Genomic DNA, 22273 nt, shown 5'->3' on the forward strand with positions numbered 1-22273 from the left:
TTAAAAGTAAAAATCACAAAACTATGAAAAAACTAATTTGGAACGGTCTGCTGGCATTAACTTTAGTGGCAGGCTATGGCTGCGATTCAAATCCGAAAGCAAGCACTGAAACTTCCGCTAGTGATAATGCCTCCGGTTCCGGCGAAACCAGTACCGCTTCTACCGATACTGCCGGTACTGCTGCCGTAGACACTACTATGAACGAAACGCCCACCAGCACTCCGGCTAATGATTTTATGTTAACAGCCGCTAGCGGCGGAATGCTGGAAGTTACCTTGGGTAAAATGGCGCAGGAAAAAGGCAGCAATGCCGATGTAAAAGCATTTGGTCAGAAAATGATAGAAGATCACGGGAAGGCAAACGCCGAACTAAAAACCTTGGCCGCTTCTAAAAATGTAACTTTACCAGTAAAACTGCTAGCCGAGCACCAAAAACACGTCGACGAAATGACGAAAATGTCGGGGGCTGATTTTGATAAGCATTACATTAGCATGATGGTGACGGATCACCAGAAAGATGTGGCCGAATTTGAAAAAGCCAGTAAGATGGAGGACCCGGACGTGAAAGCTTTTGCTACTAAAACATTACCGGTTTTAAAATCGCACCTGGAGCTGGCCGAAAAAACAAACGGCAAAGTAGCTGCTAAATAGAAAAATTTTAAATTTTTGAAAAGCCGGAGCTCACGCTTCGGCTTTTTTATTGCCCAGCTTTTTAAAATACAAAACTTGAAGATAAAGATAATTATAGGAATAAAAGGAAGTTCGACCTCTATATACGGTCATCCGGGAAGGATCTCATCAGTTACCTCCAGGTTAGATCCTTGTGGGATAACGGAAATGGACCGCCAGAAACCAAAAATTGCTGGTTCTGTTCTTTATTCTTTGTGCATTAAAGTGCTTACTTCGAATTCACCTTAAATATACAGTTCGAGCTGGACTGGAAAATCAATTAAGCAACCTTCGATGAAAGTGTTTAAATAAAAGTAGCCGCTATTGCTACAACTACTTAAAAATTAGTAAAAAATTATATTAGCGTTGCCATTATCCAGATACGATAAGGCTTCTTCTTCCGAAATAACCTGGTAACTAGTATCCAGAATATCTTCGTCGCTATCGTATTGCGTAATTTCCAGCAGGTACTCGTTATCGACTACCGTTTTATAGAGCGAGTAAGTGGTGGGAATAAAAGCCGGATTAGAAGTAATACTGGTATTATTTACGATACCCAGGGCAACCTGGTCCAAATGATCGATCACGTAATGCCGACCGCAGGTAGTAGTAATCAAGTTTAAATAAGTTGTCTCTTTCATCTAGGCGATTCTCCTCGCAAATAAAATCTGACGTAAGTTGTTTTGTCGAATTCAGAGTTTTTGCTGCTTAATAAATTTTTAACTAGTACGAATGAAATATATTAAAGATTAATATTTGAAACTTTTTTAAATTTAATTAATAAACAATAAGAAAAAAGGATTTTACCTGCCCTTTTTAAAGAAAAATTTAAAAATTACGGGCTGCCGTATAGCCTTCTGATTCTTAGCTTTTTAAAAGCTTTATACCCGGTATCGATCCTGTTTTCACCAGCCAGCCGTAAAATTTTTGCTGCAGACTAATGCTTACCGGCAAATAGCTTGGTAATTTGTTAGTTGCGGGCGAATAGTGGGGTATGGCAAATAAAGCGAGGTAGCAGGAGTAAAACGGCCCTAAAATTTCAAAAATGTTGCGCGTATAGCATAAAAGATCGCTAATACGCGCAACAGATTCTTTAAGGCAAATACTGACTGGTGCGTAATTCTTCGCGCAGAAAACGCGCCGTATAGCCTTTTTTACATTTTGCCACCTCTTCGGGAGTACCCTGGGCCACAATACTGCCGCCTTCGTCGCCGCCTTCCGGGCCAATATCAATAATATAATCGGCCACTTTAATCATATCCAAGTTATGTTCAATAAGCAGCACCGTATTGCCTTTGTCCACGAGCTTATGAATAACATCCGATAAATGTTTGATGTCTTCGAAATGCAAGCCGGTGGTAGGTTCATCCAGAATGTAAAAGGTTTTACCAGTATCTTTTTTAGCCAGTTCGGTTGCCAATTTTACCCGTTGCGCTTCGCCGCCCGATAAGGTAGTTGCTTGTTGGCCCAACGTAATGTAACCCAAACCTACTTCGTTTAAAATCTGCACTTTGCGTAAAATCCGGGGTTGGTTATCGAAATACTCCACGGCTTTTTCTACGGTCATGTCGAGCACGTCGGTTATGGATTTGCCTTTAAAGCGCACTTCCAGAGTTTCGCGATTGTAGCGTTTGCCTTTGCAGGTTTCGCAGGGCACGTACACATCCGGCAAAAAATTCATTTCGATGGTGCGCATACCGGCGCCTTCGCAGGTTTCGCAACGACCGCCTTTTACGTTAAAGGAAAAACGGCCCGCCGAGTAGCCGCGAATTTTAGCCTCGGGTAATTGCGCAAACAAAGCCCTAATATCCGTGAACATGCCGGTATAGGTAGCCGGGTTAGAACGCGGCGTGCGCCCAATTGGCGATTGGTCTACTTCAATTACTTTATCAATATGCTCCAAACCCAAGATGCTTTTGTAAGGCAAAGGATCGCGCTTGGCGTTGAAAAAAAACTGATTTAAAATCGGGAATAACGTATCGTGGATCAACGTGGATTTACCACTGCCCGATACACCCGTCACCGCAATTAATTTACCCAACGGAAACTTTACCGATAGATTTTTTAAATTATGACCCGTAGCCCCACGTAATTCCAGGAACTTACCGTTTCCCGGTCGCTTTTCCCGACGTACTTCAATGTGCTTCTGGCCGCTCAAGTACTGCGAGGTCAAACTGCCGGAATTAAAAATTTCGGCGGGAGAGCCTTCGGCCACAATATGACCCCCGTGAATACCGGCGCCCGGGCCAATATCCAGCACGTGGTCGGCGTGCAGAATCATGTCTTTATCGTGCTCCACCACAATTACCGAATTGCCAATATCGCGCAGATTTTTAAGGGCGTTAATCAGTTTTTCGTTGTCGCGCTGGTGGAGGCCAATGCTGGGTTCATCCATAATGTACAACACGCCCACGAGCTGCGTACCAATTTGGGTAGCCAACCGGATACGTTGCGATTCGCCGCCGGATAAGGTACGCACGGAGCGGTGCAAGCTTAAATATTCCAGACCCACATCCAATAAAAACTTAATCCTTTTCCGGATTTCTTTGAGTAGTTCGCGGCCAATTAAATTCTGGCGTTCGGTCAGGCGGTCTTCCAGATTATTAAACCAATCGGCCAGCTTACCAATGTTAAACTGCGCTAATTGCCCAATGTGCAAACCGTCCATTTTAAAATGCAACGATTCTTTTTTAAGCCGGTAACCCTGGCATTCGGGGCAAGTGCTGGTTTGGGTGAACTCATTAATCCAGGTGCGGATAGCATCGGAATCGGAATCCATTTGCTTGCGCAAAAAGTTGATAATGCCTTCAAACTGCGTGATAAAGTTCTGGCCTTTGGCTTTTACAATAATATCTTCGTCGATGCCGTGCAGCAATTGGTTGAGTACCGGGGCCGGAATATCCTGGATGGCCGTGGAAATGCTCAGCTTGTTTTGTTTCAGGATGGTTTGAATCTGATTAAAAATCCAGATATCGCGAAACTCCCCGAGCGGGGCAATACCGCCGCGGCTGATGCTTAAGGTTTTGTCCGGAATAATCGACTCTTCGGTAATTTCCTGAACAGCGCCCAGGCCGTTGCAAGTGGGGCACGCACCGTACGGCGAGTTAAACGAAAACGTGTTCGGAGCCGGATCGTCGTAGGCAATACCAGTAGCGGGGTCCATGAGGTGCCGCGAGAAAAAGTGCGATTCGTTGGTATCCGGGTCCAGAATGGTAACGGTACCTTTGCCGTGCGTCAGTGCATTTTGCACCGAACTCGAAATGCGGTACCGATCCTCGGCGTTTACGATAATTTTATCAATTACAATTTCGATGTCGTGAATTTTGTAGCGGTCTACCTGCATTTTGGGTACCAGCTCCATTAAGTCGCCGTCTACCCGCACGCGTACAAAACCCATTTTCCGGATTTGCTCGAACAATTCGCGATAATGCCCTTTCCGGCCTTTTACCACCGGGGCCAGAATAATCAGCTTTTTCTTATCGAAGTTTTCGAGAATGTGGTTCACAATCTGATCATCGGACTGCCGGATCATGCGCTCGCCGGTTACGTAGCTAAACGCTTCGGCGGTGCGGGCGTAGAGCAAACGCAGGAAATCGTAGATCTCGGTAATGGTGCCCACCGTGGAGCGCGGGTTGCGGCTCGTGGTTTTTTGCTCAATGGAAATTACCGGGCTTAAGCCTTCAATCTTATCCACGTTGGGTCGTTCCAGGCCACCCAGAAAGGAGCGCGCGTACGCCGAAAAAGTTTCCATGTAGCGGCGCTGGCCTTCGGCGTAAATCGTATCGAAAGCCAGCGACGATTTGCCACTGCCGCTAATGCCGGTAAAAACGACCAGCTTGTTACGCGGAATTTTTAAACTTATATTTTTTAAATTATGCTCCCGGGCACCGTACACTTCAATTAATGGTGCTTCGGTAGTAGTTGTTAGTTCGGGAGCGGCCGCTGTAGCGGTAGCAGTATCAGTAAGGATTGCTTCTTTCTTTGAGGCCATTGTAGGGCTTAATTAATCCGCAAAGATACGCAAAAGAGCGCGTATTAGCAGGTTAAGGTTAATCCTATCTTAACTGTTTTTAAGCGGTTTTAGTTTAATTAAAATTAATATCCGGGTGGATAAACACCGAGGCTTGCGCAGATGAAATTTTTAAATTTTAGCATGGATTGGTAACAAGATTAACCCTCATTTCGGGCTTGCGTATGAAAAGCCAGCGTTTCAAAATTGCTTCATCCCGTACATTATGCGTCCGTTTTACTGTTTTCTTATTACCCTGCTGCTAACCGCTTGTGCTCCTTACTCAAATAAAAAGCAAACTACTTTACCACCCGCAAATGCCGCCCATCCTTTAACGGTACTGGCTTTTGGGTCTTGTAATTCGCAGGAACGCGACCAGCCTTTATGGCTGCCCATTTTAAAAAACAAACCGCAGTTGTGGGTGTGGCTGGGCGATAACATTTACGGCGATACCGATGACATGCAGGTAATGGCGGCCAAGTACCAGAAACAATTAGCCGAACCCAATTACCGGAAACTGATGGCTACCACGCCCATGATAGGCACCTGGGACGATCACGATTTTGGCCACGATAACGCCGGGAAAGAATACCCGCAGAAAGCGGAAAGCCAGCGCTTGTTCTGGGATTTTATGCAGGAACCACAAGATAGTCCGCTCCGGCAGCAAGATGGCGTGTATAATGCGCATACCTACGGACCGCCGGGCCGCCAGGTAAAAATTATTTTGCTCGATTCGCGTACGCACCGCGATTCTTTGTTAAGGCAGAATGGCCGTTACGTACCTAATTTTAACGGCGACTTACTCGGCGAAACGCAATGGCAGTGGCTCGAGCAGGAATTAAAAAACAGTAGCGCGCAGTTTAATATTATTGGAAACGGCATTCAGGTTATTCAGGAAGAAAGCGGCGGCGAAAAGTGGGCCAACTTCCCGACAGCCCGGAAGCGTATATTTGACTTAATTGCCCGTACGCAGGCTCGCGGCGTAATTTTACTCAGCGGCGACCGCCACGTAGCCGAACTGGCCAAAATTACCTGGCCCGGCATAAGTTATCCGGTTTATGACTTAACCAGCAGCGGCCTAACCCACAGCTTAGGCGGTGGCTTAAAAGAAGGCATGCCCAATCGGTATCGGGTAGGTAAAGTGCACGATAAATTAAATTTCGGCTTGCTACGCTTTGATTGGGGCCCAGAAAAAAAGACGGTTTCGCTGGAAATTAAAGGTCGTCACAACAAATCGCACCAGCTGGTAAAAGTAGAATACCTAACTGCTGCCTCGGGCATTAATCCTAAGCCAAGCTCAGGAACCGAATAATGCCTCAAATTTTTAAATTTTTAATAAGAAGCCGGCTCAAACCTTAGTCACGGGCGGAGTTTACCGGTGCCTGCGGAATTTGCAGCGAATAAACCGCTGTAGTATCGGCCACGGTTAACTTGTAACCCCGCAACCAGGGATTTTGCAGCCGCAAGGTTTTGTAGTTAATGCCTTGTTCCAGGGCAAACTGCGGCAAATCTTCAATAGTGCTGGTAACGGGTATCGCGTGCGTAGGTAAGTTGGCGTAGGCATCGGCTTGCAGCAAATCAAAACCGTAACGCTTGGGGTTCTCCAGAATTTCTTTTAAAGCCAATATCCGGAACAGGTACCGGGAAGTTTCTTCGTTCAAATACAAATCGTAATAAGAGGTTACTTTTTGTGCTTTTAGCGCGGCTTGCAAACCACCCATACCGCGGTTATACGAAGCCGCGGCGTTGGTCCAGGAACCGAAACGTTGCTTTGCTTTTTTAAAATAATTACAAGCGGCAATGGTCGATTTTTCGAAATGATACCGTTCGTCTACCTCGTCGTTAATGGTTAGTTTTAACTCCCGGGCCGTAGCCGGCATAAACTGCCAAACGCCCACCGCCCCTTTCGGCGAAATAACATTACCTAATAAACTTTCGGCCAGGGCTACGTACTTAAAATCGGCGGGTAAACCATTGGCTTCGAGCACCCGTTCCATCTCGGGCAACGTGCGCTGCAAACGTTTTAGAGCCAGTAAAACATTGGAATGAAAATACGCATTCGATTGTAATTCCCGGTCCAGGCGCTCGGCTACATCGGGTACCTCTAAGGGCACCGGCTCACCGGCAAAACTTAAAGACTTAGGCAAGGGAAAAGGCCGATGCCCTAAATTGGCTATTTGGCTGGGGTTTACCTGCTGGCTACATAAATTGACTACACCCAATAAACAAGCTATAAAAAACAAATATTTAAGGGAAGGAGTGAGGTATGCCATGCCGTATGTTTTTTACCGGTTCTGAGTTTTAACAACCCAGTTTTTGAAAGGTTGGTTCTGATGGTCATTCAAATTTAAAAATCTAATTACTCTTTAAACGAAAGGTGACTTTTGCACGGGTGCAGTGTTTTTATTCGTGCCCCATTATATCGGTATTATCTATTTCAACACAGTTGCAGGTGGTAAACATTTGTATAATTTGATGTAAGTTATTGGCAAACAGATGAAACAGGTCCTTGTTTCTGATATTTCCTGTAGAAATAAGCAATAATTTCTTCAAAATATTCTTAATGTAGTGGGAATCCAGAAAATCAGAATCCTTGGTAACTACAATTCTGCTTTCCCGAATAGATATTTCCCTAATTTGGTTATCGCTCGTTCTTTCTTTATCCGGCAAATCATCCGTATGGATGGTATCGAAGCCCTTGCTGTTTAATATCCAAGCAATCCCATAAGGAAGCTGTGCATCTACAATAAACTTCATGCAACGACCTTGTGAATCGCCTTTATTTTAGTTAACCGGGAAGCATAAGTTAAACAAGCTTTAATATCTTCTTCTTCAATCGCCGGGTAATCTTCTATGATTTCCTGAAAGGTCATTCCGGATGAAAGCAAGTCTAATATCATTTCAACAGGATACCGCATATTTCTAATGGTTGGCTTACCGTAGCAAATTTCTGGGTTTAAGGTAATTCTATTGATTAATGCTTCCATTCTAGTTGTTCTGATTCTTAAATTTATCTTTTTGTACAGTGAAAAACACCTTAAATAAAGTTTCTTTTAAACGGCGACTAAATTATATGTTTCCATATAACAACGCATCCTTATCAACTCACTGCCTAGAAATTTGGCGATAACAAATACTTGCTGTAGAACTCGTCGATTACTTTTACGGCGTCGGTGGCGTTATCTACCAGGTGCACTAAATTTAAATCCTCGGGACTAATGTTGCTTTCGGAATTTAGCATGACGTCTTCTATCCAGTCGAATAAGCCTTGCCAGTATTTCTTGCCCACCAGAATAATCGGGAATTTGCCAATTTTTTTGGTTTGAATTAAAGTAATCGCCTCGAATAATTCATCGAGGGTACCGAAGCCGCCAGGCATTACCACGAAGCCTTGCGCGTATTTCACGAACATCACTTTGCGGACGAAAAAGTAATCAAAATCGAGGAGCTTATCGTGGTCGATGTAAATATTATGAAACTGTTCGAAGGGTAGTTCAATGTTTAAACCCACCGATTTGCCACCCTCGGCGTGGGCGCCTTTGTTACCGGCTTCCATAATGCCCGGACCACCGCCCGTAATAACCCCGTAACCGTGGCGTACCAGTTTGGCGGCAATTTCTTCGGCCATTATGTAATACGGGTTATCGGGTTTGGTGCGCGCCGACCCGAAAATAGAAACGCAAGGCCCGATCCGTGACAACTTCTCGAAGCCTTCTACGAATTCGGCCATTACTTTAAAAATCTGCCAGGAGTCGGCAATCCGGATTTCGTTCCAGTCTTTATCTACAAACGCCCGCCGGATTTTGCTGTCGTCGTCGGAAATGGTGCGGTTTTCTTTCAGAGCCTGCTTTTTAGCTTCTTTTATCGATTTGGCTTTATGATCGTTAATTTCGGGTTGACTAATGGTTTGTCCACTACCTTCGTTGGCGGTTTCTACGTGGAGTTTGGTTTTACTGGTTTTGCTGAGTTTAGCCATAAGTATTAAAAATCGGACAGCACCAAGCAGCACGGTCCTGGGGTTTGCGTATTTTTTTTAAAAATTTGGCTTGTGGGCTACGGAATTGCTTCTTTTTAGCGCCTAAAGCCAGTGTATAAGAACTCTAATTTTAACGAAAAGTTGCACAGCGGGGTATTAATAAACGGACAGGTGAAGTTTAGAGGAATATTTTAAAAAAGTCGTATGGAAAAGAGCTGTTTAGAAGTTTTGACCAACAAACAGAGATTGCAAAGTGCGTTAATAGAGCGAACACAATAATTTAATAGTCTTTAGCAACAATTAAATTACTGTTTAAAAGTTATACCCTTTCTTAGCTATAAATTATCGCTTAATTCTAAATAACTTCTATTATGGTGGAAGAGTTTAAAAGGTTTTGCAAGGATGTTATATAGATCTGACTCCTAAATTTCTAGATCTTGGATATTTAAATATAGGAAGAGAAGCAATACTGTAAATTTCCAAAGGGCTGTTTGGGTTTATCAATCGAACGAATGCTCCTGGCCTATTAGGATCATTTGAGTTATCCATGTTAACCCCATATCCAGTTTTACCTATCAAATTACCTAGAAAATGAACATTGTCATCTTTTAAGTAGATTTGAAAGTATACCATTCTTTCTCCATTAGTAACTAATTCAAAACCAGTGCTTCATTATTATATTCATAATCGCTACTGTACAAACTCCAAGTATTATTATGTAGCGCAGCTATTACATCACCTTTATTACTTCTGATTATTGAATCTACATAAAGTTTATTATCCTTAATGGTAATTTTTATAAGCGGACCGTTAATATCAGAAAAAGGAATTCCGTTAGCAATTGAAAAAATTGTTCCACTATCACCAACCATTAACAATGGAATTGTGGCTTTGCCTTTTAAATCTACTATATCGCCAATTTTTGAATTGATTTTCTCTAACAAATTCTCTTTTTCTACTTGCTTGTAGCTATAATATGCAGTTATTATTGTTCCTATAATTCCAAAAATTATTGCAAGCTGACCAATATAGCCTAATTTTTCCCAATTTGTTGTTGCAATAATTGTTAGAATGGCTGATAGTGTAACTGATGAAATTCCAAGTGTTTTCATTAAAATTATCTAAATATGACTATTTAGTCAGGAAGTGTATTGTCTCGCAATTAACTTATAGATTGTATTGCAACCAGTTAATTTAATATAAAATTAGCATTGTTGGTGTTTGTTTAAATATGAATCCGTGCTACTTCGAGCGGATGGCAATTACCGGGTCGAGGTTTGAAGCCAGCACCGCCGGAATAATACCCGATAATACGCCAATCACCACCGATACGCCTAATCCCAGCGAAATATTAGCTAAACTCAGCAGCAACTTTAAAGCATCCTGCGGAATAAGCGTGATCAGGAAAACAATAAAAATACCCACACCCCCGCCGATTAAACTTAAAAAAACCGATTCAAACAAAAACTGGAATAAGATAAAGTAGTTCTTGGCGCCCAAGGATTTTTGAATGCCGATAATGTTGGTACGTTCTTTTACCGAAACAAACATAATGTTGGCAATGCCAAAGCCACCCACCAAAATAGAAAAACCGCCAATTACCCAGCCTGCTACGCCAATCACACGGAATAGGCCCGAAATAGCTTCCGCTACCATTTCGGGTCGGTTTAGAGCAAAGCTATCATCATCGCGCGGTTTCTGGCCCCGGATGTTGCGCATCACCCCTTTGGCTTCGTATTCCAGTTCCAGCAAACCCGGATCAGTGTCATAGCCTTTTAAAGCAATGGTCGGTTCTACGCCGTTCCGGCCAATCGAAAATAATTTACTGAAAGCCCCGTACGGTATAATGGCATTTTTATCGTTGGTAGGCGCGCCCAGCATGTTTTCGCCTTGCTTTTCCATTACCCCGATTACCGTAAATTTTAAACCTTTAATCCGGACGGGTTTGCCAATAGCCGATTGGTTCCGAAATAAATTTTCGGCAATGGTAGAGCCAATAATAATTACGTTGCGGGCCGCATCTACCTCCTGGGTAGTAAAATAACGTCCTTCGGCGGTGGGTATGTCCGAAACCAGATTATAGGCGTACGATACGCCCATTAAATTAATATCCGCAATATTATTGTTGCGGTACTTGAGCGTATTGTTACCCGTATCCCAAAATATTGCCACACCTTGCGCGTTCTCTAAACGGCGTTCCAGTAACCGGAATTCGCGAATATTGGGAGCAGGCCGCTGAAAATATTTCCACCAGGGATATTCGCCCCCAAACGACCAGGGCCATTTTTGCACGTAAATAACGTTATTACCCAAAAAGTTCATGCTATTCCGGATGCTGCGTTCCAGGGAATCTACAATCGTAAAAACCGAAATAATGGCAAAGATGCCAATGGTTACGCCCAAAAGCGAAAGGATAGTACGCAGCAAATTAGCGCGTAAGGCTTGCCCGGCAAACCGAAAACTTTCCAGAATGAGACGCAGGTAAATCATTCTTACAGCAGGGTTTATGAAGTAATTTATTTAAAAATAATAATAATTGCGCTAAACTAACTAACTTTGCGCCTCTTTTTAAAATTTAATACCGTAATATTAAATACAGTAACAGTAATTATGAAGCTCTCCGAATTTAAATTTGACTTGCCCGCCAATTTATTAGCCATGCACCCCGCCAAAGAACGTGACGAAGCGCGCATGATGGTGGTGCACCGCGACAATGGCAAGATAGAACATAAAATTTTTAAAGAAATTTTAAATTATTTTGATGATGGCGACACCATGGTCATCAACGATACCAAAGTGTTTCCGGCCCGCATGTACGGCAACAAAGAAAAAACCGGCGCCAAGATAGAAGTATTTTTGCTCCGCGAACTGAACAAAGACATTCACTTGTGGGATGTTCTCGTGGATCCGGCCCGTAAAATCCGGGTAGGTAATAAGTTGTATTTCGGCGAAAGCGATTTAGTAGCCGAAGTAATTGATAACACCACTTCCCGGGGCCGTACCATTAAGTTTTTGTTTGATGGTACCGACGAAGAATTTTACAAAACCATTAACGAATTGGGCGAAACCCCGCTACCCAAATACATTAAGCGCGAAGCCCAGCCCGAAGATCGTGAACGTTACCAAACGGTTTACGCCAAACACGTTGGTGCCGTAGCAGCTCCCACCGCCGGTTTACACTTTACCAAAGAAGTTTTAAAACGTCTGGAGTTTAAAGGCATAAACGTAACGCCGGTTACGCTGCACGTAGGTTTAGGAACTTTCCGGCCGGTAGATGTGGAAGATTTAACCAAGCATAAAATGGATTCCGAAAGCTTTATCGTGCCCGAAGAAACGACCATTCTGGTAAATCAGGCTTTAGATAATAAAAAACGGGTTTGCGCTATTGGTACCACTACTTTGCGGGCTTTAGAATCATCGGTATCGGCGAACGGGCGTTTGAAACCCAACCAAGGCTGGACCGATAAATTTATTTTTCCGCCCCACGATTTCCGGATTGCCAATGCTTTGCTGACTAATTTTCACATGCCGGAATCTACGTTATTAATGATGGCCGCCGCTTTTGGAGGTTACGACTTAATAATGGAAGCTTACAATGCCGCCGTAAAAGAGAAATATAATTTCTTTAGTTACGGCGATGCCATGCTGATAATTTAGAATGTTAGAATTTAGATACTAGATGTTAGATACTAGATGTTAGATACTAGTATTTAGACTTTAAGAATAGGTGTTATGAAAACCCGTTGGTTGTTTATCCGGCGGGTTTTTTGTTTTTGTATATTTGGGCTTATGTCTGTTAACACCCAGGAATACGCCATATTGGTAGCCGGAGGATCTGGCACGCGTATGCAAAGCCATTTGCCCAAACAATTTATTTCAATTGGCGGCTGGCCCATTTTAATGCATACTATTCAGCGATTTTTTAGCTATAATCCGCAGATAAAAGTAGTGGTGGTATTACCGGCCGATCAGATTTTATTTTGGAAGCAGCTCTGCACTGAAAACAATTTTACTTTACCGCACCAGGTAGTGGCCGGAGGCAACTCGCGGTTTGCCTCGGTCAACAATGGATTGGCCGTAATAACCGGGGAAGGAGTTGTGGCGGTACACGATGGTGTCAGGCCTTTTGCTCCGGTTAACATCATTAATGAAGCTTTTGCCGTGGCGGCTCAAAAAGGTAATGCCGTGGTAGCCGTTCCTTTAAAAGAATCTATCCGGAAAATTACGCATGATGGCAGCCAGGCACTCGACCGTGATATGTATAGACTCGTGCAAACTCCTCAATGCTTTCAACTTTCGTTGCTCCGACAGGCTTACCAGTTACCCGAAGAAGCCGCCTTCACAGATGATGCCTCGGTGCTAGAACGCTTAGGTGAAAAGATAAATCTGGTACCGGGGGCTTACGAAAATTTAAAAATTACTACTCCCGAAGACTTAATTTGGGCCGAAAGTTTTCTGCAATCCGGCAACTAATATTGCGTAATCCGTGTAAGCCGCGAAAATCCGCGATTCAGAAATCAAAAGTTAGTTGCCGCACAGCGGGCTGGTCGTGGGCAGAAAGTAGGTTAGATACAGAAATACCTAGTAGCCGGACCGGGTAGAGCGGTAAAGCCGGTGTGCGGAGCAAATCGCGGGCTACGGTAAATAATGCATCCGCTGAGTTTAAATAACTCAGTAAGGTTTTACTGCGGGTTTGGAGGGTAAAATCAAAGTATTTTAATTTTACGGTAACGGTTTTAGCCGCTGTTTGCAGGCGCACCATGTCTTCGGCTACTTCCTGGGCCAAAAATTGTAAACGCTCCAGCAAATCTTCTTCCTGAATTAGGTCAACCTCAAAAGTACGCTCTGAACCAATGGATTTCCGAAGACGGTGCGGTTGCACGGGTCTATCGTCTTGTACCCGGGCAATGCGGTAATAATACTGGCCGGTTTTACCAAACAACTTTATTAATTCTTCTTCCGGGCGCTCCCGCAATTCGGCCCCGGTATTAATGCCCAATTGCTGCATTTTAGCGGCTGTTACTTTACCAATGCCATGAAATTTCTCGATGGGTAAACTGGCTACCAGGGCATCGGCCTTATCGGGGGTTACCAGCGTAAACCCATTGGGCTTGTTCAAATCAGACGCAATTTTAGCCAGAAATTTGTTAAACGACACCCCCGCCGAAGCTGTTAAACCAGTTTCGGCTAAGATGCTGGCTTTTATTTCTTTGGCAATAATGCTCGCCGAAGGCATTCCTACTTTGTTTTCGGTTACGTCCAGGTAGGCTTCGTCCAAAGATAGCGGTTCCACTAAGTCGGTGTAGCGGTAAAATATTTCCCGGATTTGCCGCGATACAGCGCTGTACACTTCAAAGCGGGGCTTTACAAAAATCAGTTGCGGGCATTTTTGTACCGCAATCCGGGAGGCTAAGGCCGAATGTACGCCAAACTTACGAGCTTCGTAACTAGCCGCTGCCACTACGCCCCGGGCTTTTGAACCTCCCACCGCCACAGGTTTGCCGCGCAAATCCGGATGGTCGCGCTGCTCCACCGACGCGTAAAAAGCGTCCATGTCGATGTGAATAATTTTGCGGATGGCAGTGTTCAAAAAGTAAAAATTTTAAAAATTACACAGTAAATGTAATTTAGAAAAAGAGCAGATAAAAGCGGTAATTAAGTTGCCTGTGAAATATTAGCTATCGGTAAATCCCCACTTCCGATTAAATTAACTAACATTGCTGAATTTTTAAATTTTCCCTGCTTTATCTTATGGGCACTTATATATTCCTCTTAAATCTAGTCGTTATCCGATCAGCATGCAGCCAACTCCTTCCGAAATATTTCAAAAACTTACCGAAGAAAACCGGCAACAAGAACAACATTATCGCCAAAAGTGCAGCCAGGTAGGTTGGTTGCGGTTATTTATCTTTTTAGCCGGTGTAGGTAGTGTAGTTTACTTTTTCCGGCAAGATTTAACTTCGGTTGCCTGGATAGCAGTGATGGCTTTTTACGTCCTTTTTTTAGTGGTAATGCGATGGCACCAGCGTTTGCGTTATCGCCAGTTTCATCACGAATTTTTAAAAAAAATTAATGCGGACGAGACCGAACGCCTCCAGGGTAAACTTTTAAGCTTTGATAGTGGCGAACGTTATGCTAATTCGCAGCATTTATACACCTCAGATTTAGATATTTTTGGCAAACACTCCTTGTTTCAGCTACTTAACCGGGCAGTAACTTCTATCGGGAAAGATAAGTTGGCGGATTGGTTAAAACACCCGGCTCAGGAAACGGTAATATTAGAGCGACAGGAAGCTGTGGCAGAATTAACCTCGCAACTGTCGTGGCGGCAAGAGCTGCAGGCAAAAGCCATGCATTACAAACACGATAAGCAAAATTCTAACTTGTTCTTCGAGTGGCTGCACGCTCCCGACTTTTTCCGGAATAAAGCCTGGTTAAAAGTTTTGCTGTTTGTCTTGCCTATTTTAACCGTAGGCAGCATTTTTTATTGGTGGTTTGTGGAGGATGCGCCGTCTTATCCGATACTTGGTTTTATGCTGGTGCAATACATCTTAAATGCCCGTTATGCTATATTCCGGGAGCAGTATTACGAACAAAGCAGCGGCATGTACGAAGTGCTTAAAAGTTACACCGCCCTCCTGGCTCAGATTGAAACGCATTCCTTTACATCCACAAGACTTCAGGCACTACAGCAGCAACTACAAATCAAACTTAAAACGGCATCGGGTTATTTAAACGAACTCGCGGCTATTATTCAATACATTTCGGCGCGGCTCAATGTGTACATGAATATTCTCCTGAATGGTACCCTCATGTGGGATTACTACTGGATGTACCGCCTCGAAAAATGGAAAAAAAATATGGCCGCCAACCTGGAGCCTGTGTTGCTGGCCGTAGCCGAAATGGAAACGCTCGCTAGTTTAGCGGCTTTTCAATTTGCCAATCCGGATTATACTTTACCCGAAATCAGTAAACAGCCATTTGAAGTAGAGGCTACTGAACTGGGGCATCCGCTTATTTTTTTAAAAAACCGGGTAACGAATAACTTCAGGATGCAGGGCGCCGGCCAAACCTTAATCATTACGGGGTCTAACATGTCGGGTAAAAGTACTTTTTTGCGTACGGTGGCTATTAACTTGGTATTGGCTTTTGCAGGGTCGGCGGTAAGTGCCCGTCGATTGCGGGCTTACCCGGCCCAGGTATACACCGCTATGCGCACCGAAGATAACCTGGCCGAAAGTACTTCATCGTTTTACGCCGAATTAAAACGTTTAAAAATGCTGCTGGATGTTACGACTAGCGGCACGCCGGTATATTACTTTCTGGATGAAATTCTGAAAGGTACCAACTCCCGCGACCGCCATTTAGGTGCACAAGCCTTAATCCGACAATTGCACGAGCAAAGTGCTTCCGGTTTGGTATCCACCCACGACCTGGAATTAGGAAACATGGCCCAGCAAAATTCAGATTATATTCAAAATTACTCGTTTAACAGTACCATTGAAGAAGATAAAATATTGTTTGATTACAAGTTACACCCGGGCGTATGTAATAGTTTTAACGCCAGTAAATTAATGCAACTCATGGGTATCCGGATGGAGTAAGCCTTGGTTTAGTTGAATGGGTATGAAAAAGGAGGCAACCTTACTCTTGCTAATTACATCCGTTAACCAGAATGGTTAACAATAATTTTACCCGAAAACGGTATGGTTAAATTTTTACTAGTACTCGCTTTTATTTTGCCCGTTGGTGCTTTTACCTGCTTTAGCCAAACCGCAGATTCCACTCAAATAAATTCTGCTGAAAACAAAGTGCCGGCTGCTCCCAAATATTTCCTGGCGCTGGATAAACCGGGTAAAATAAGCCGTATCCGGTTTTTTACGGGCAACAAAATTACTTTTAAGCTGGTCGACGAAAAAAGAACTTACTCCGGTCAGATTACCGATATTAAAAAAAACTCGTTAGTCATGTGGGATACCGAAATTCCTTTGCGCGATATCCGGAAAATACGGTTAACGAATACCAGCCCGGTATCCTCGGGGCTGCAGTTTTTAGGACGACTTTTAAAAAGTGGTGGGCTATTGTTTACGGTAGTAGGAGGGGGTAATTATTTGTTAGACGTAGAGCCCGGCGAAAACACGCTTACCTTTTTAACCTACACGGCCAGCGCAGTGGTGGCCGGACAAATATTAACCAGCACCAGCCGTAACCGAACTTATAAAATAAACCAGCGTAACCGCCTGAAAACCATCGAGCAATTCTGGTAGAGATCAGATATCAAGTATCAGGTATTGAGTATCATGTATTACGATTTAAGTGATGCATTAATCTAATTCCGAACTTACTACCTATAACGTATAACTTAAAACAAAATACTATGCGCGTAGTTGCCGAAATTCCGCATGCAGCGGTTAAAATAACCGTTTTTGCCTGGAACGGAAAATACCTGATTAAGCTGGAACGAGGGCCATACGAACAAACCTACAAAATAAGCGAGATGGAAGTCGCTACCGATGAAGCCATCAAGCAACTATTAGACGAAACCTTTATAAACGAAGCAGTAGGCTTGTTTCAGCAGATGCATCATAATTTAATGCTGGCGCTAGAGCGGATAGAATAAGGATAACGGTTTATTATAGAGGCTAAGCACCTTTGTCTTTAGGAAATTCGTATTAGCGTATAGACCAAGCTGAAAATTTAAAAATATGGACCACGAAAATTCCACCATCCGATCCCTGCACGAACTTAAAACATTGTTGGATTCGGGCGCAATAACTTCGGAAGAGTACGAGGCTTTAAAAAAACGAATTATTTTTGGCGGCCCGGCAGCATCTGAAACGCGGACTGCCGAACCGGTAAGATCTGATTCACCCGCATCGGTAAACCCCATTGAATCCAAAATAATTTACCCAACTGGGTCGCAGATAACAGAACCAATTGTTTCAGAATCAATTGCACCTGAACCAATTACCCCGGAGCCGCCGGTAGCCGAACCACCACTAACCGACCAAAGTAACTTTTACGAAGAAGAGGAATCGGTAGCCGGCGTAAGACCCGCACCCCAAAAAGATTGGCTTTTAATTTCGTTAGCCATTCTGGGGGGGTTGTTATTGTTAGGTTTACTGGCCTACCAATTTTTAAATAAACCTACTTCCGAGCGATTAACCAGTATATCAGGTCCGCAAACCGAAGAAGAAATACCAACCGGACCTGGTGCCGAAGAAAATCCGGCGCAAACAACCGACACTTCCTTAATGCGTTCGGATCGTATTCCCATGGCGAACCCGGATTCTGTACCCACTACAAATGCGCCGGCAGCAGACCCAATCGTTACTACTGCTGAACCAAGCCCCGAAGCTTCTGGTACCGCAGCCACTAACTTAATTACCGATAAAGACGAAATTATCCGCAAAGCGCAGCAGCAGCTAAACGCCTATTACGCCGATATGGAAGCTGCTCCATTTGAAGCCGGTAATTACTTTGCCCCGCAGGTAGAACGGTACTATACCTTGTCCAATACTACTCCGGTTGCCATAAACGAGAACATTAACACGTACCATTTTCCCGAATTTATAGATGGAAAAAGCAGCATTCAGGAAGGTTCTTTAACCGTAGTGAATGCGGGCAATAACAGCTACGAACTAACCTATCTCGAAAACGGATCGGCGTTCCGGAAGTCTAAAAATCAAAAACAGGAAACTAAAGCTGCCGTGCGCGTAAAGTTTAACCCGGATTTTAAAATTACCTATTTCCGGCAAGAACAGTTATTGGAAAACCGGTTTATCACAGAGGAGCAATAGCAGATATCGTTTTAGTAAATGAAGTAAGACACCGAAGTAATTTCTGATCCATTAGAAAGTAACATCTGGATCAGTAGTTAAAATATGTAGCTCAGGAATCTTCCTGCAACCATCCTTAAGCCATGTTGAGTTTGTCAGTAAAACTAACCCGTACCCCTTGGTAAAAACCATACATGATGACGGATAATTTTTATGGCAATCTCAACATAGCTTTATTTTGGATTTCCTTATCCTAAGATTTTTGTTAATCTGGAGCTGGAAGAATTGAGTAAAGATCCTACAGCATTGATTGTTGAAACAACATCAAATTTTAGAAAATTTAAAAAAACTACTGCTTTACCTTACTAACAAACAAATCCGTGTAGTAATGAATGTAAAAACCATTCGAAAACTCGAATGCCGGATTCTGAAAATCGTAGATTGGCTCCAATCGCAAAGTCAGGAATAAATTATCCAGCAGTTTTACATCCGTCAAAAACCGTAAAATCAGCAATTTCCGATCCGGTTCCTGGTAGCCCGGGTGCAAAAACGAAGTAGTAGCCGATTGGAACAAACGCCCGCCTTTTTCGGCTACGTAATTTTTCCCTTGCCAATAGCTCAGCATTACGTTGGCTAATCTGGTTTTAACGCCAGCATTCAGGTATAAGCCGTGTCCTTGTTCAAAAGCTAATTGGGGTACGTTCGAGAATTCTTTATTAACAACGTAGTAATTTTTAGTATAAACGCCTTGCCAGAAACGCCCCGGTAATTTCTTCTCCAGGTTAAAACCTGTAGCGCCGTTAAAAACGGTTAGCAAAGGCAAGTCGCTGGAATCAATCTGGCCGCCTTTATGCTGGGCCGTAAACTGAATTGGTAAACCTAAGCGCCAGCCATTTTCGGTTTGCCAGGCCGTATGTTCAAATATTAAACCGCCGGCAATTTCCTCCCGGAAGGGATCGCGCGGGTAAATCATGCGTTCCCAGTCGATGTAGGCATCCAGTTTGGTGCGCTCGCGGGTTAACAAAAACTGCACGCCGGTTTCCAGGTTATCGTTAATTACTTTTTCAAAATCGTAAAGCGGTTCAATGTAACCGTGGTTCAGATTTCCTTCCAGGTTTCCGAACAACAAGGAATAATTCTTCTTCTGAACTTTTAAAGTAAAAGTAGGCCGTATTTGCGTGAACTGGTTATTGCCGAAATCCTGCCACAGAAAAACGCCGGCTTCCAGGCGCACAAACTCGGCCGGAAAATACACCAGTTTCGGATTCAGATGGTAACCGAATAAGGTATAACCATCGGCAATGTCGTTGAAGTACTCGTTATTGCGCGTAAAGCCAAAGGCATTCAAACCAATCCGAAAATCCTGGTTGTATTCCGGTTTAACGGTTAAGCGGTATTCCAGGGCGGTATTATCTAATTGGGCTTGTAGTTTGCTGGTAATCAGCAGGCTGAACAAGAGCGAAAATAACTGGTATTTCGGCATAAAATAACCCGGCTAAATGGCACAAAAAGCACCCGTAATCTGTTTAAATTTGACCTTATTTGTGGCGTATGAGTGGGCGTAAATACCCTTTATAATGCTTGCAAGTTGGTGCAAAAAAATGTAATTTCACCTAAAAATAAGCAATTATTAAAACCACTGACATGAGTGCAAACAACGAAAAATTAAAAGCTCTCCAGTTAACCATGGACAAGCTCGACAAAACCTATGGCAAAGGTACTGTTATGAGATTGAGCGATAATAAAGTAGAAGATATTCCGGCTATCTCCACGGGCTCGCTTGGACTGGACATTGCTTTGGGTATCGGGGGCTTGCCCCGGGGCCGCGTTGTAGAAATTTACGGCCCGGAATCGTCTGGTAAAACAACCTTAACCTTACACTGTATTGCCGAAGCGCAGAAAAAAGGTGGTTTAGCGGCTTTTATTGATGCCGAGCACGCCTTTGACCGGGCTTATGCCGAAAAACTGGGCATCGATACAACTAACCTATTAATTTCGCAACCCGACAATGGCGAGCAAGCCCTGGAGATTGCTGACCATTTAATTTCTTCCGGCGCCATTGATATTATTGTGATTGACTCCGTAGCTGCTTTGGTACCAAAAGGTGAACTGGAAGGCGATATGGGCGATAGCAAAATGGGTTTACAAGCCCGTTTAATGAGCCAGGCCTTGCGTAAATTAACCGGTACTATTAACAAAACCGGCTGCTGCTGTATTTTTATTAACCAGTTACGCGAGAAAATTGGGGTTATGTTCGGTAACCCCGAAACAACTACCGGTGGTAACGCGCTTAAATTTTATGCTTCGGTACGTTTAGATATCCGTCGGATTGGCCAGATTAAAGAAGGTGCCGATAATGTAACCGGTAACCGTACCAAAGTAAAAGTAGTTAAAAACAAAGTAGCGCCTCCGTTTAAAGTAGTGGAGTTTGACATTATGTACGGCGAAGGAATCTCTAAAGTAGGCGAAATCCTGGACTTAGGCGTGGAGTTAAGCATTATTCAGAAATCAGGTTCCTGGTTCTCCTATAATGGCGAGAAACTAGGTCAGGGCCGCGATGCCGTGAAGAATTTACTGCTGGATAACGAAGGTTTGATGGATGAAATTGAAACCAAAATCCGGAACATGATTAAAGGTGAGCCCGAGAAAGTAGCCGCCGCTTTAATGGATAATGAATAATTGTTTTAATTGTATTTAAAGTAAAAGGTGCCCGAACAGGCACCTTTTTTTATGTTTTAAGTAAGAGAACCAATACGAACATGCAAAATTCGTTATACCTTTACTTTAATTTGTTGGTACACTAGTTGATGAATACTGGTACATGATACGCTGTTTTCTATGAACAAATTTTATCTGGCCCTAGCCACCATGTTCTTGATTATCTCGGGCTTTGTGGTGCAGCAGCCTATTGAACCTTCCGCAGATCGCCCCAGTTTTGCAACGGGTGAAGTTTTAAAATATAAAGTGCATTATGGATTAATTAACGCCGCCGAAGCCGAAATAGAAATAGCGCCCGAAATTCACCGGGTAAACGACCGGCCGTGCTACCGGGCCAATGTGTTCGGTAAAACGGTAGGATCTTTTGATTTTTTCCTGCGCATTCGCGATACCTGGCGTTCGTTTATTGATACGAGCTTAGTTGTGCCGCAAAAATACCACCGGAACGTGGAAGAAGGGAAATACCGCAAAAAAGAGAATGTTACCTTTGATCATAAAAACCACATGGCTTTGGTGGAAACCAAGCAGACCTTAAATTTAAAAATTCCGGATCGGGTGCAAGATGTGGTAAGTGGTTTTTATTACCTGCGCACTATAAATTTTGATCGGTACAAGGTTGGTGATGTGATCCGGATGAAAGGTTATTTCTACAAAAAAATTTACGACATGCAGGTGGTTTATAAAGGTCGGGAAACCGTAGATACCAAAGCCGGCACCTTTAAAGCCTTTAAGCTGGTACCCAAAATGCCGGATACTGATTTGTTCGCCGGCGAAAGTTCGGTAAGCGTTTATTTATCCGATGATAGAAATAAAATTCCGGTTATGATTAAAGCCGATTTATTAGTCGGCGCCGTTAAGGTTGACTTATACGAATACAGCGGTTTAAAACACCGTTTAAACCTGGCAAAAGGATATTAACCAAAAAAGACGATCTAACGAATCGTCTTTTTTTATGTACATGCCTTCCGGAATATTAAAGCAAAGTAGAAGAACTTAACCGCTTGCTACTATAATCAGCGAATTCCTGTATCTTTGTTTTACAATCAGAGACTACTATTGTAAAATTTAAAATTATTCTCACCGCCCACTTGTTGAAATTAGTACTTACTTAACCAATAAAAAC

General features: G+C 43.3%; 20 protein-coding genes. 10 read left to right on the forward strand and 10 right to left on the reverse strand.

Translation table 11 applies throughout. From position 1 onward, the window contains the following. Positions 1–23 precede the first annotated feature (23 nt). On the forward strand, positions 24–650 hold the full coding sequence (locus tag AHMF7616_RS03170) for a DUF4142 domain-containing protein (RefSeq protein ID WP_115371566.1): 627 nt from the start codon (positions 24–26) through the stop codon (positions 648–650). A gap of 362 nt (positions 651–1012) precedes the next feature. Here the strand turns inward: AHMF7616_RS03170 and AHMF7616_RS03175 are convergent, their stop codons facing one another. After that, positions 1013–1309, reverse strand: a complete 297-nt coding sequence (locus tag AHMF7616_RS03175; RefSeq protein WP_115371567.1) for a hypothetical protein — start codon at positions 1307–1309, stop codon at positions 1013–1015. A 452-nt stretch (positions 1310–1761) separates the two neighbouring features. Next, complete coding sequence (gene uvrA / locus AHMF7616_RS03180; RefSeq protein ID WP_115371568.1) at positions 1762–4659, reverse strand: excinuclease ABC subunit UvrA; 2898 nt, start codon at positions 4657–4659, stop codon at positions 1762–1764. Between the two features lie 244 nt (positions 4660–4903). Here uvrA and AHMF7616_RS03185 point away from each other — a divergent pair, with 244 nt between their 5' ends. After that, complete coding sequence (locus tag AHMF7616_RS03185; RefSeq protein WP_115371569.1) at positions 4904–5989, forward strand: alkaline phosphatase D family protein; 1086 nt, start codon at positions 4904–4906, stop codon at positions 5987–5989. Between the two features lie 43 nt (positions 5990–6032). Here AHMF7616_RS03185 and AHMF7616_RS03190 read toward each other — a convergent pair whose 3' ends face one another. The 6 genes from AHMF7616_RS03190 to AHMF7616_RS03215 all read right to left on the reverse strand — a co-directional run bounded on the left by AHMF7616_RS03190 (position 6033) and on the right by AHMF7616_RS03215 (position 11143). Next, on the reverse strand, positions 6033–6950 hold the full coding sequence (locus tag AHMF7616_RS03190; protein ID WP_115371570.1) for a lytic transglycosylase domain-containing protein: 918 nt from the start codon (positions 6948–6950) through the stop codon (positions 6033–6035). A 130-nt stretch (positions 6951–7080) separates the two neighbouring features. Beyond that, positions 7081–7434, reverse strand: a complete 354-nt coding sequence (locus tag AHMF7616_RS03195; protein ID WP_115371571.1) for a DUF5615 family PIN-like protein — start codon at positions 7432–7434, stop codon at positions 7081–7083. Continuing rightward, entirely contained in the window at positions 7431–7664 is a 234-nt protein-coding gene (locus AHMF7616_RS03200; RefSeq protein ID WP_115371572.1) for a DUF433 domain-containing protein, read from the reverse strand. Before AHMF7616_RS03200 ends, AHMF7616_RS03195 begins: the two co-directional genes overlap by 4 nt. 125 nt (positions 7665–7789) lie before the next feature. Next, positions 7790–8653: an LOG family protein gene (locus AHMF7616_RS03205; RefSeq protein WP_115371573.1), complete on the reverse strand. Its 864-nt coding sequence runs from the start codon at positions 8651–8653 to the stop codon at positions 7790–7792. 650 nt (positions 8654–9303) lie between these two features. Beyond that, entirely contained in the window at positions 9304–9765 is a 462-nt protein-coding gene (locus AHMF7616_RS03210; protein WP_115371574.1) for a hypothetical protein, read from the reverse strand. Positions 9766–9895: 130 nt separating this feature from the next. Then, the gene (locus AHMF7616_RS03215; RefSeq protein ID WP_115371575.1) at positions 9896–11143 is read right to left on the reverse strand and encodes an ABC transporter permease; all 1248 of its coding nucleotides are present in this window, start codon (positions 11141–11143) and stop codon (positions 9896–9898) included. Between the two features lie 120 nt (positions 11144–11263). Here AHMF7616_RS03215 and queA point away from each other — a divergent pair, with 120 nt between their 5' ends. Together queA and AHMF7616_RS03225 are read left to right on the forward strand one after the other, a co-directional pair. Beyond that, a complete protein-coding gene (gene queA / locus AHMF7616_RS03220) occupies positions 11264–12310 on the forward strand; it encodes a tRNA preQ1(34) S-adenosylmethionine ribosyltransferase-isomerase QueA (RefSeq protein ID WP_115375436.1) in 1047 nt (348 codons plus the stop codon). A gap of 132 nt (positions 12311–12442) precedes the next feature. Further along, entirely contained in the window at positions 12443–13126 is a 684-nt protein-coding gene (locus AHMF7616_RS03225) for a 2-C-methyl-D-erythritol 4-phosphate cytidylyltransferase (protein WP_115375437.1), read from the forward strand. 37 nt (positions 13127–13163) lie between these two features. Here AHMF7616_RS03225 and dinB read toward each other — a convergent pair whose 3' ends face one another. Further along, on the reverse strand, positions 13164–14243 hold the full coding sequence (gene dinB, locus AHMF7616_RS03230; protein ID WP_115371576.1) for a DNA polymerase IV: 1080 nt from the start codon (positions 14241–14243) through the stop codon (positions 13164–13166). A 208-nt stretch (positions 14244–14451) separates the two neighbouring features. On the opposite strand from dinB, the gene AHMF7616_RS03235 reads away from it, so the two are divergent. The 4 genes from AHMF7616_RS03235 to AHMF7616_RS03250 all read left to right on the forward strand — a co-directional run bounded on the left by AHMF7616_RS03235 (position 14452) and on the right by AHMF7616_RS03250 (position 18453). Further along, positions 14452–16257 (forward strand): MutS-related protein, encoded by a 1806-nt coding sequence (locus AHMF7616_RS03235; RefSeq protein WP_115371577.1) that lies wholly within the window; start codon positions 14452–14454, stop codon positions 16255–16257. Positions 16258–16359: 102 nt separating this feature from the next. Beyond that, a complete protein-coding gene (locus tag AHMF7616_RS03240; RefSeq protein WP_115371578.1) occupies positions 16360–16920 on the forward strand; it encodes a hypothetical protein in 561 nt (186 codons plus the stop codon). Between the two features lie 110 nt (positions 16921–17030). Further along, positions 17031–17273, forward strand: coding sequence for a hypothetical protein (locus AHMF7616_RS03245; RefSeq protein ID WP_115371579.1), 243 nt, complete (start codon positions 17031–17033; stop codon positions 17271–17273). 85 nt (positions 17274–17358) lie between these two features. Then, positions 17359–18453: an SHOCT domain-containing protein gene (locus tag AHMF7616_RS03250; protein ID WP_115371580.1), complete on the forward strand. Its 1095-nt coding sequence runs from the start codon at positions 17359–17361 to the stop codon at positions 18451–18453. 328 nt (positions 18454–18781) lie between these two features. Here the strand turns inward: AHMF7616_RS03250 and AHMF7616_RS03255 are convergent, their stop codons facing one another. Continuing rightward, positions 18782–19915 carry a hypothetical protein gene (locus AHMF7616_RS03255; protein ID WP_233507305.1) on the reverse strand — a complete coding sequence of 378 codons (1134 nt, stop codon included), beginning with the start codon at positions 19913–19915 and terminating at the stop codon, positions 18782–18784. A 161-nt stretch (positions 19916–20076) separates the two neighbouring features. On the opposite strand from AHMF7616_RS03255, the gene recA reads away from it, so the two are divergent. Together recA and AHMF7616_RS03265 are read left to right on the forward strand one after the other, a co-directional pair. Next, on the forward strand, positions 20077–21111 hold the full coding sequence (gene recA / locus AHMF7616_RS03260) for a recombinase RecA (RefSeq protein ID WP_115371581.1): 1035 nt from the start codon (positions 20077–20079) through the stop codon (positions 21109–21111). Between the two features lie 159 nt (positions 21112–21270). After that, positions 21271–22068 (forward strand): DUF3108 domain-containing protein, encoded by a 798-nt coding sequence (locus AHMF7616_RS03265; RefSeq protein WP_233507306.1) that lies wholly within the window; start codon positions 21271–21273, stop codon positions 22066–22068. Positions 22069–22273: the final 205 nt, after the last annotated feature.

Origin of the sequence: Adhaeribacter pallidiroseus, assembly GCF_003340495.1 — a bacterium.
GTDB lineage: Bacteria > Bacteroidota > Bacteroidia > Cytophagales > Hymenobacteraceae > Adhaeribacter > Adhaeribacter pallidiroseus.

What these genes read in the sequence shown, in the direction of transcription:
- recA (WP_115371581.1), top strand. Translation starts at nt 20,077, where the DNA reads ATGAGTGCAAACAACGAAAAATTAAAAGCTCTCCAGTTAACCATGGAC.
- AHMF7616_RS03240 (WP_115371578.1), top strand. Translation starts at nt 16,360, where the DNA reads ATGGTTAAATTTTTACTAGTACTCGCTTTTATTTTGCCCGTTGGTGCT.
- AHMF7616_RS03195 (WP_115371571.1), bottom strand. Translation starts at nt 7,434, where the DNA reads ATGAAGTTTATTGTAGATGCACAGCTTCCTTATGGGATTGCTTGGATA.
- AHMF7616_RS03255 (WP_233507305.1), bottom strand. Translation starts at nt 19,915, where the DNA reads ATGCCGAAATACCAGTTATTTTCGCTCTTGTTCAGCCTGCTGATTACC.
- AHMF7616_RS03170 (WP_115371566.1), top strand. Translation starts at nt 24, where the DNA reads ATGAAAAAACTAATTTGGAACGGTCTGCTGGCATTAACTTTAGTGGCA.
- AHMF7616_RS03175 (WP_115371567.1), bottom strand. Translation starts at nt 1,309, where the DNA reads ATGAAAGAGACAACTTATTTAAACTTGATTACTACTACCTGCGGTCGG.
- AHMF7616_RS03235 (WP_115371577.1), top strand. Translation starts at nt 14,452, where the DNA reads ATGCAGCCAACTCCTTCCGAAATATTTCAAAAACTTACCGAAGAAAAC.
- uvrA (WP_115371568.1), bottom strand. Translation starts at nt 4,659, where the DNA reads ATGGCCTCAAAGAAAGAAGCAATCCTTACTGATACTGCTACCGCTACA.
- AHMF7616_RS03250 (WP_115371580.1), top strand. Translation starts at nt 17,359, where the DNA reads ATGGACCACGAAAATTCCACCATCCGATCCCTGCACGAACTTAAAACA.
- AHMF7616_RS03200 (WP_115371572.1), bottom strand. Translation starts at nt 7,664, where the DNA reads ATGGAAGCATTAATCAATAGAATTACCTTAAACCCAGAAATTTGCTAC.
- AHMF7616_RS03265 (WP_233507306.1), top strand. Translation starts at nt 21,271, where the DNA reads ATGAACAAATTTTATCTGGCCCTAGCCACCATGTTCTTGATTATCTCG.
- AHMF7616_RS03190 (WP_115371570.1), bottom strand. Translation starts at nt 6,950, where the DNA reads ATGGCATACCTCACTCCTTCCCTTAAATATTTGTTTTTTATAGCTTGT.
- AHMF7616_RS03185 (WP_115371569.1), top strand. Translation starts at nt 4,904, where the DNA reads ATGCGTCCGTTTTACTGTTTTCTTATTACCCTGCTGCTAACCGCTTGT.
- AHMF7616_RS03225 (WP_115375437.1), top strand. Translation starts at nt 12,443, where the DNA reads ATGTCTGTTAACACCCAGGAATACGCCATATTGGTAGCCGGAGGATCT.
- AHMF7616_RS03245 (WP_115371579.1), top strand. Translation starts at nt 17,031, where the DNA reads ATGCGCGTAGTTGCCGAAATTCCGCATGCAGCGGTTAAAATAACCGTT.
- queA (WP_115375436.1), top strand. Translation starts at nt 11,264, where the DNA reads ATGAAGCTCTCCGAATTTAAATTTGACTTGCCCGCCAATTTATTAGCC.
- AHMF7616_RS03210 (WP_115371574.1), bottom strand. Translation starts at nt 9,765, where the DNA reads ATGAAAACACTTGGAATTTCATCAGTTACACTATCAGCCATTCTAACA.
- AHMF7616_RS03205 (WP_115371573.1), bottom strand. Translation starts at nt 8,653, where the DNA reads ATGGCTAAACTCAGCAAAACCAGTAAAACCAAACTCCACGTAGAAACC.
- AHMF7616_RS03215 (WP_115371575.1), bottom strand. Translation starts at nt 11,143, where the DNA reads ATGATTTACCTGCGTCTCATTCTGGAAAGTTTTCGGTTTGCCGGGCAA.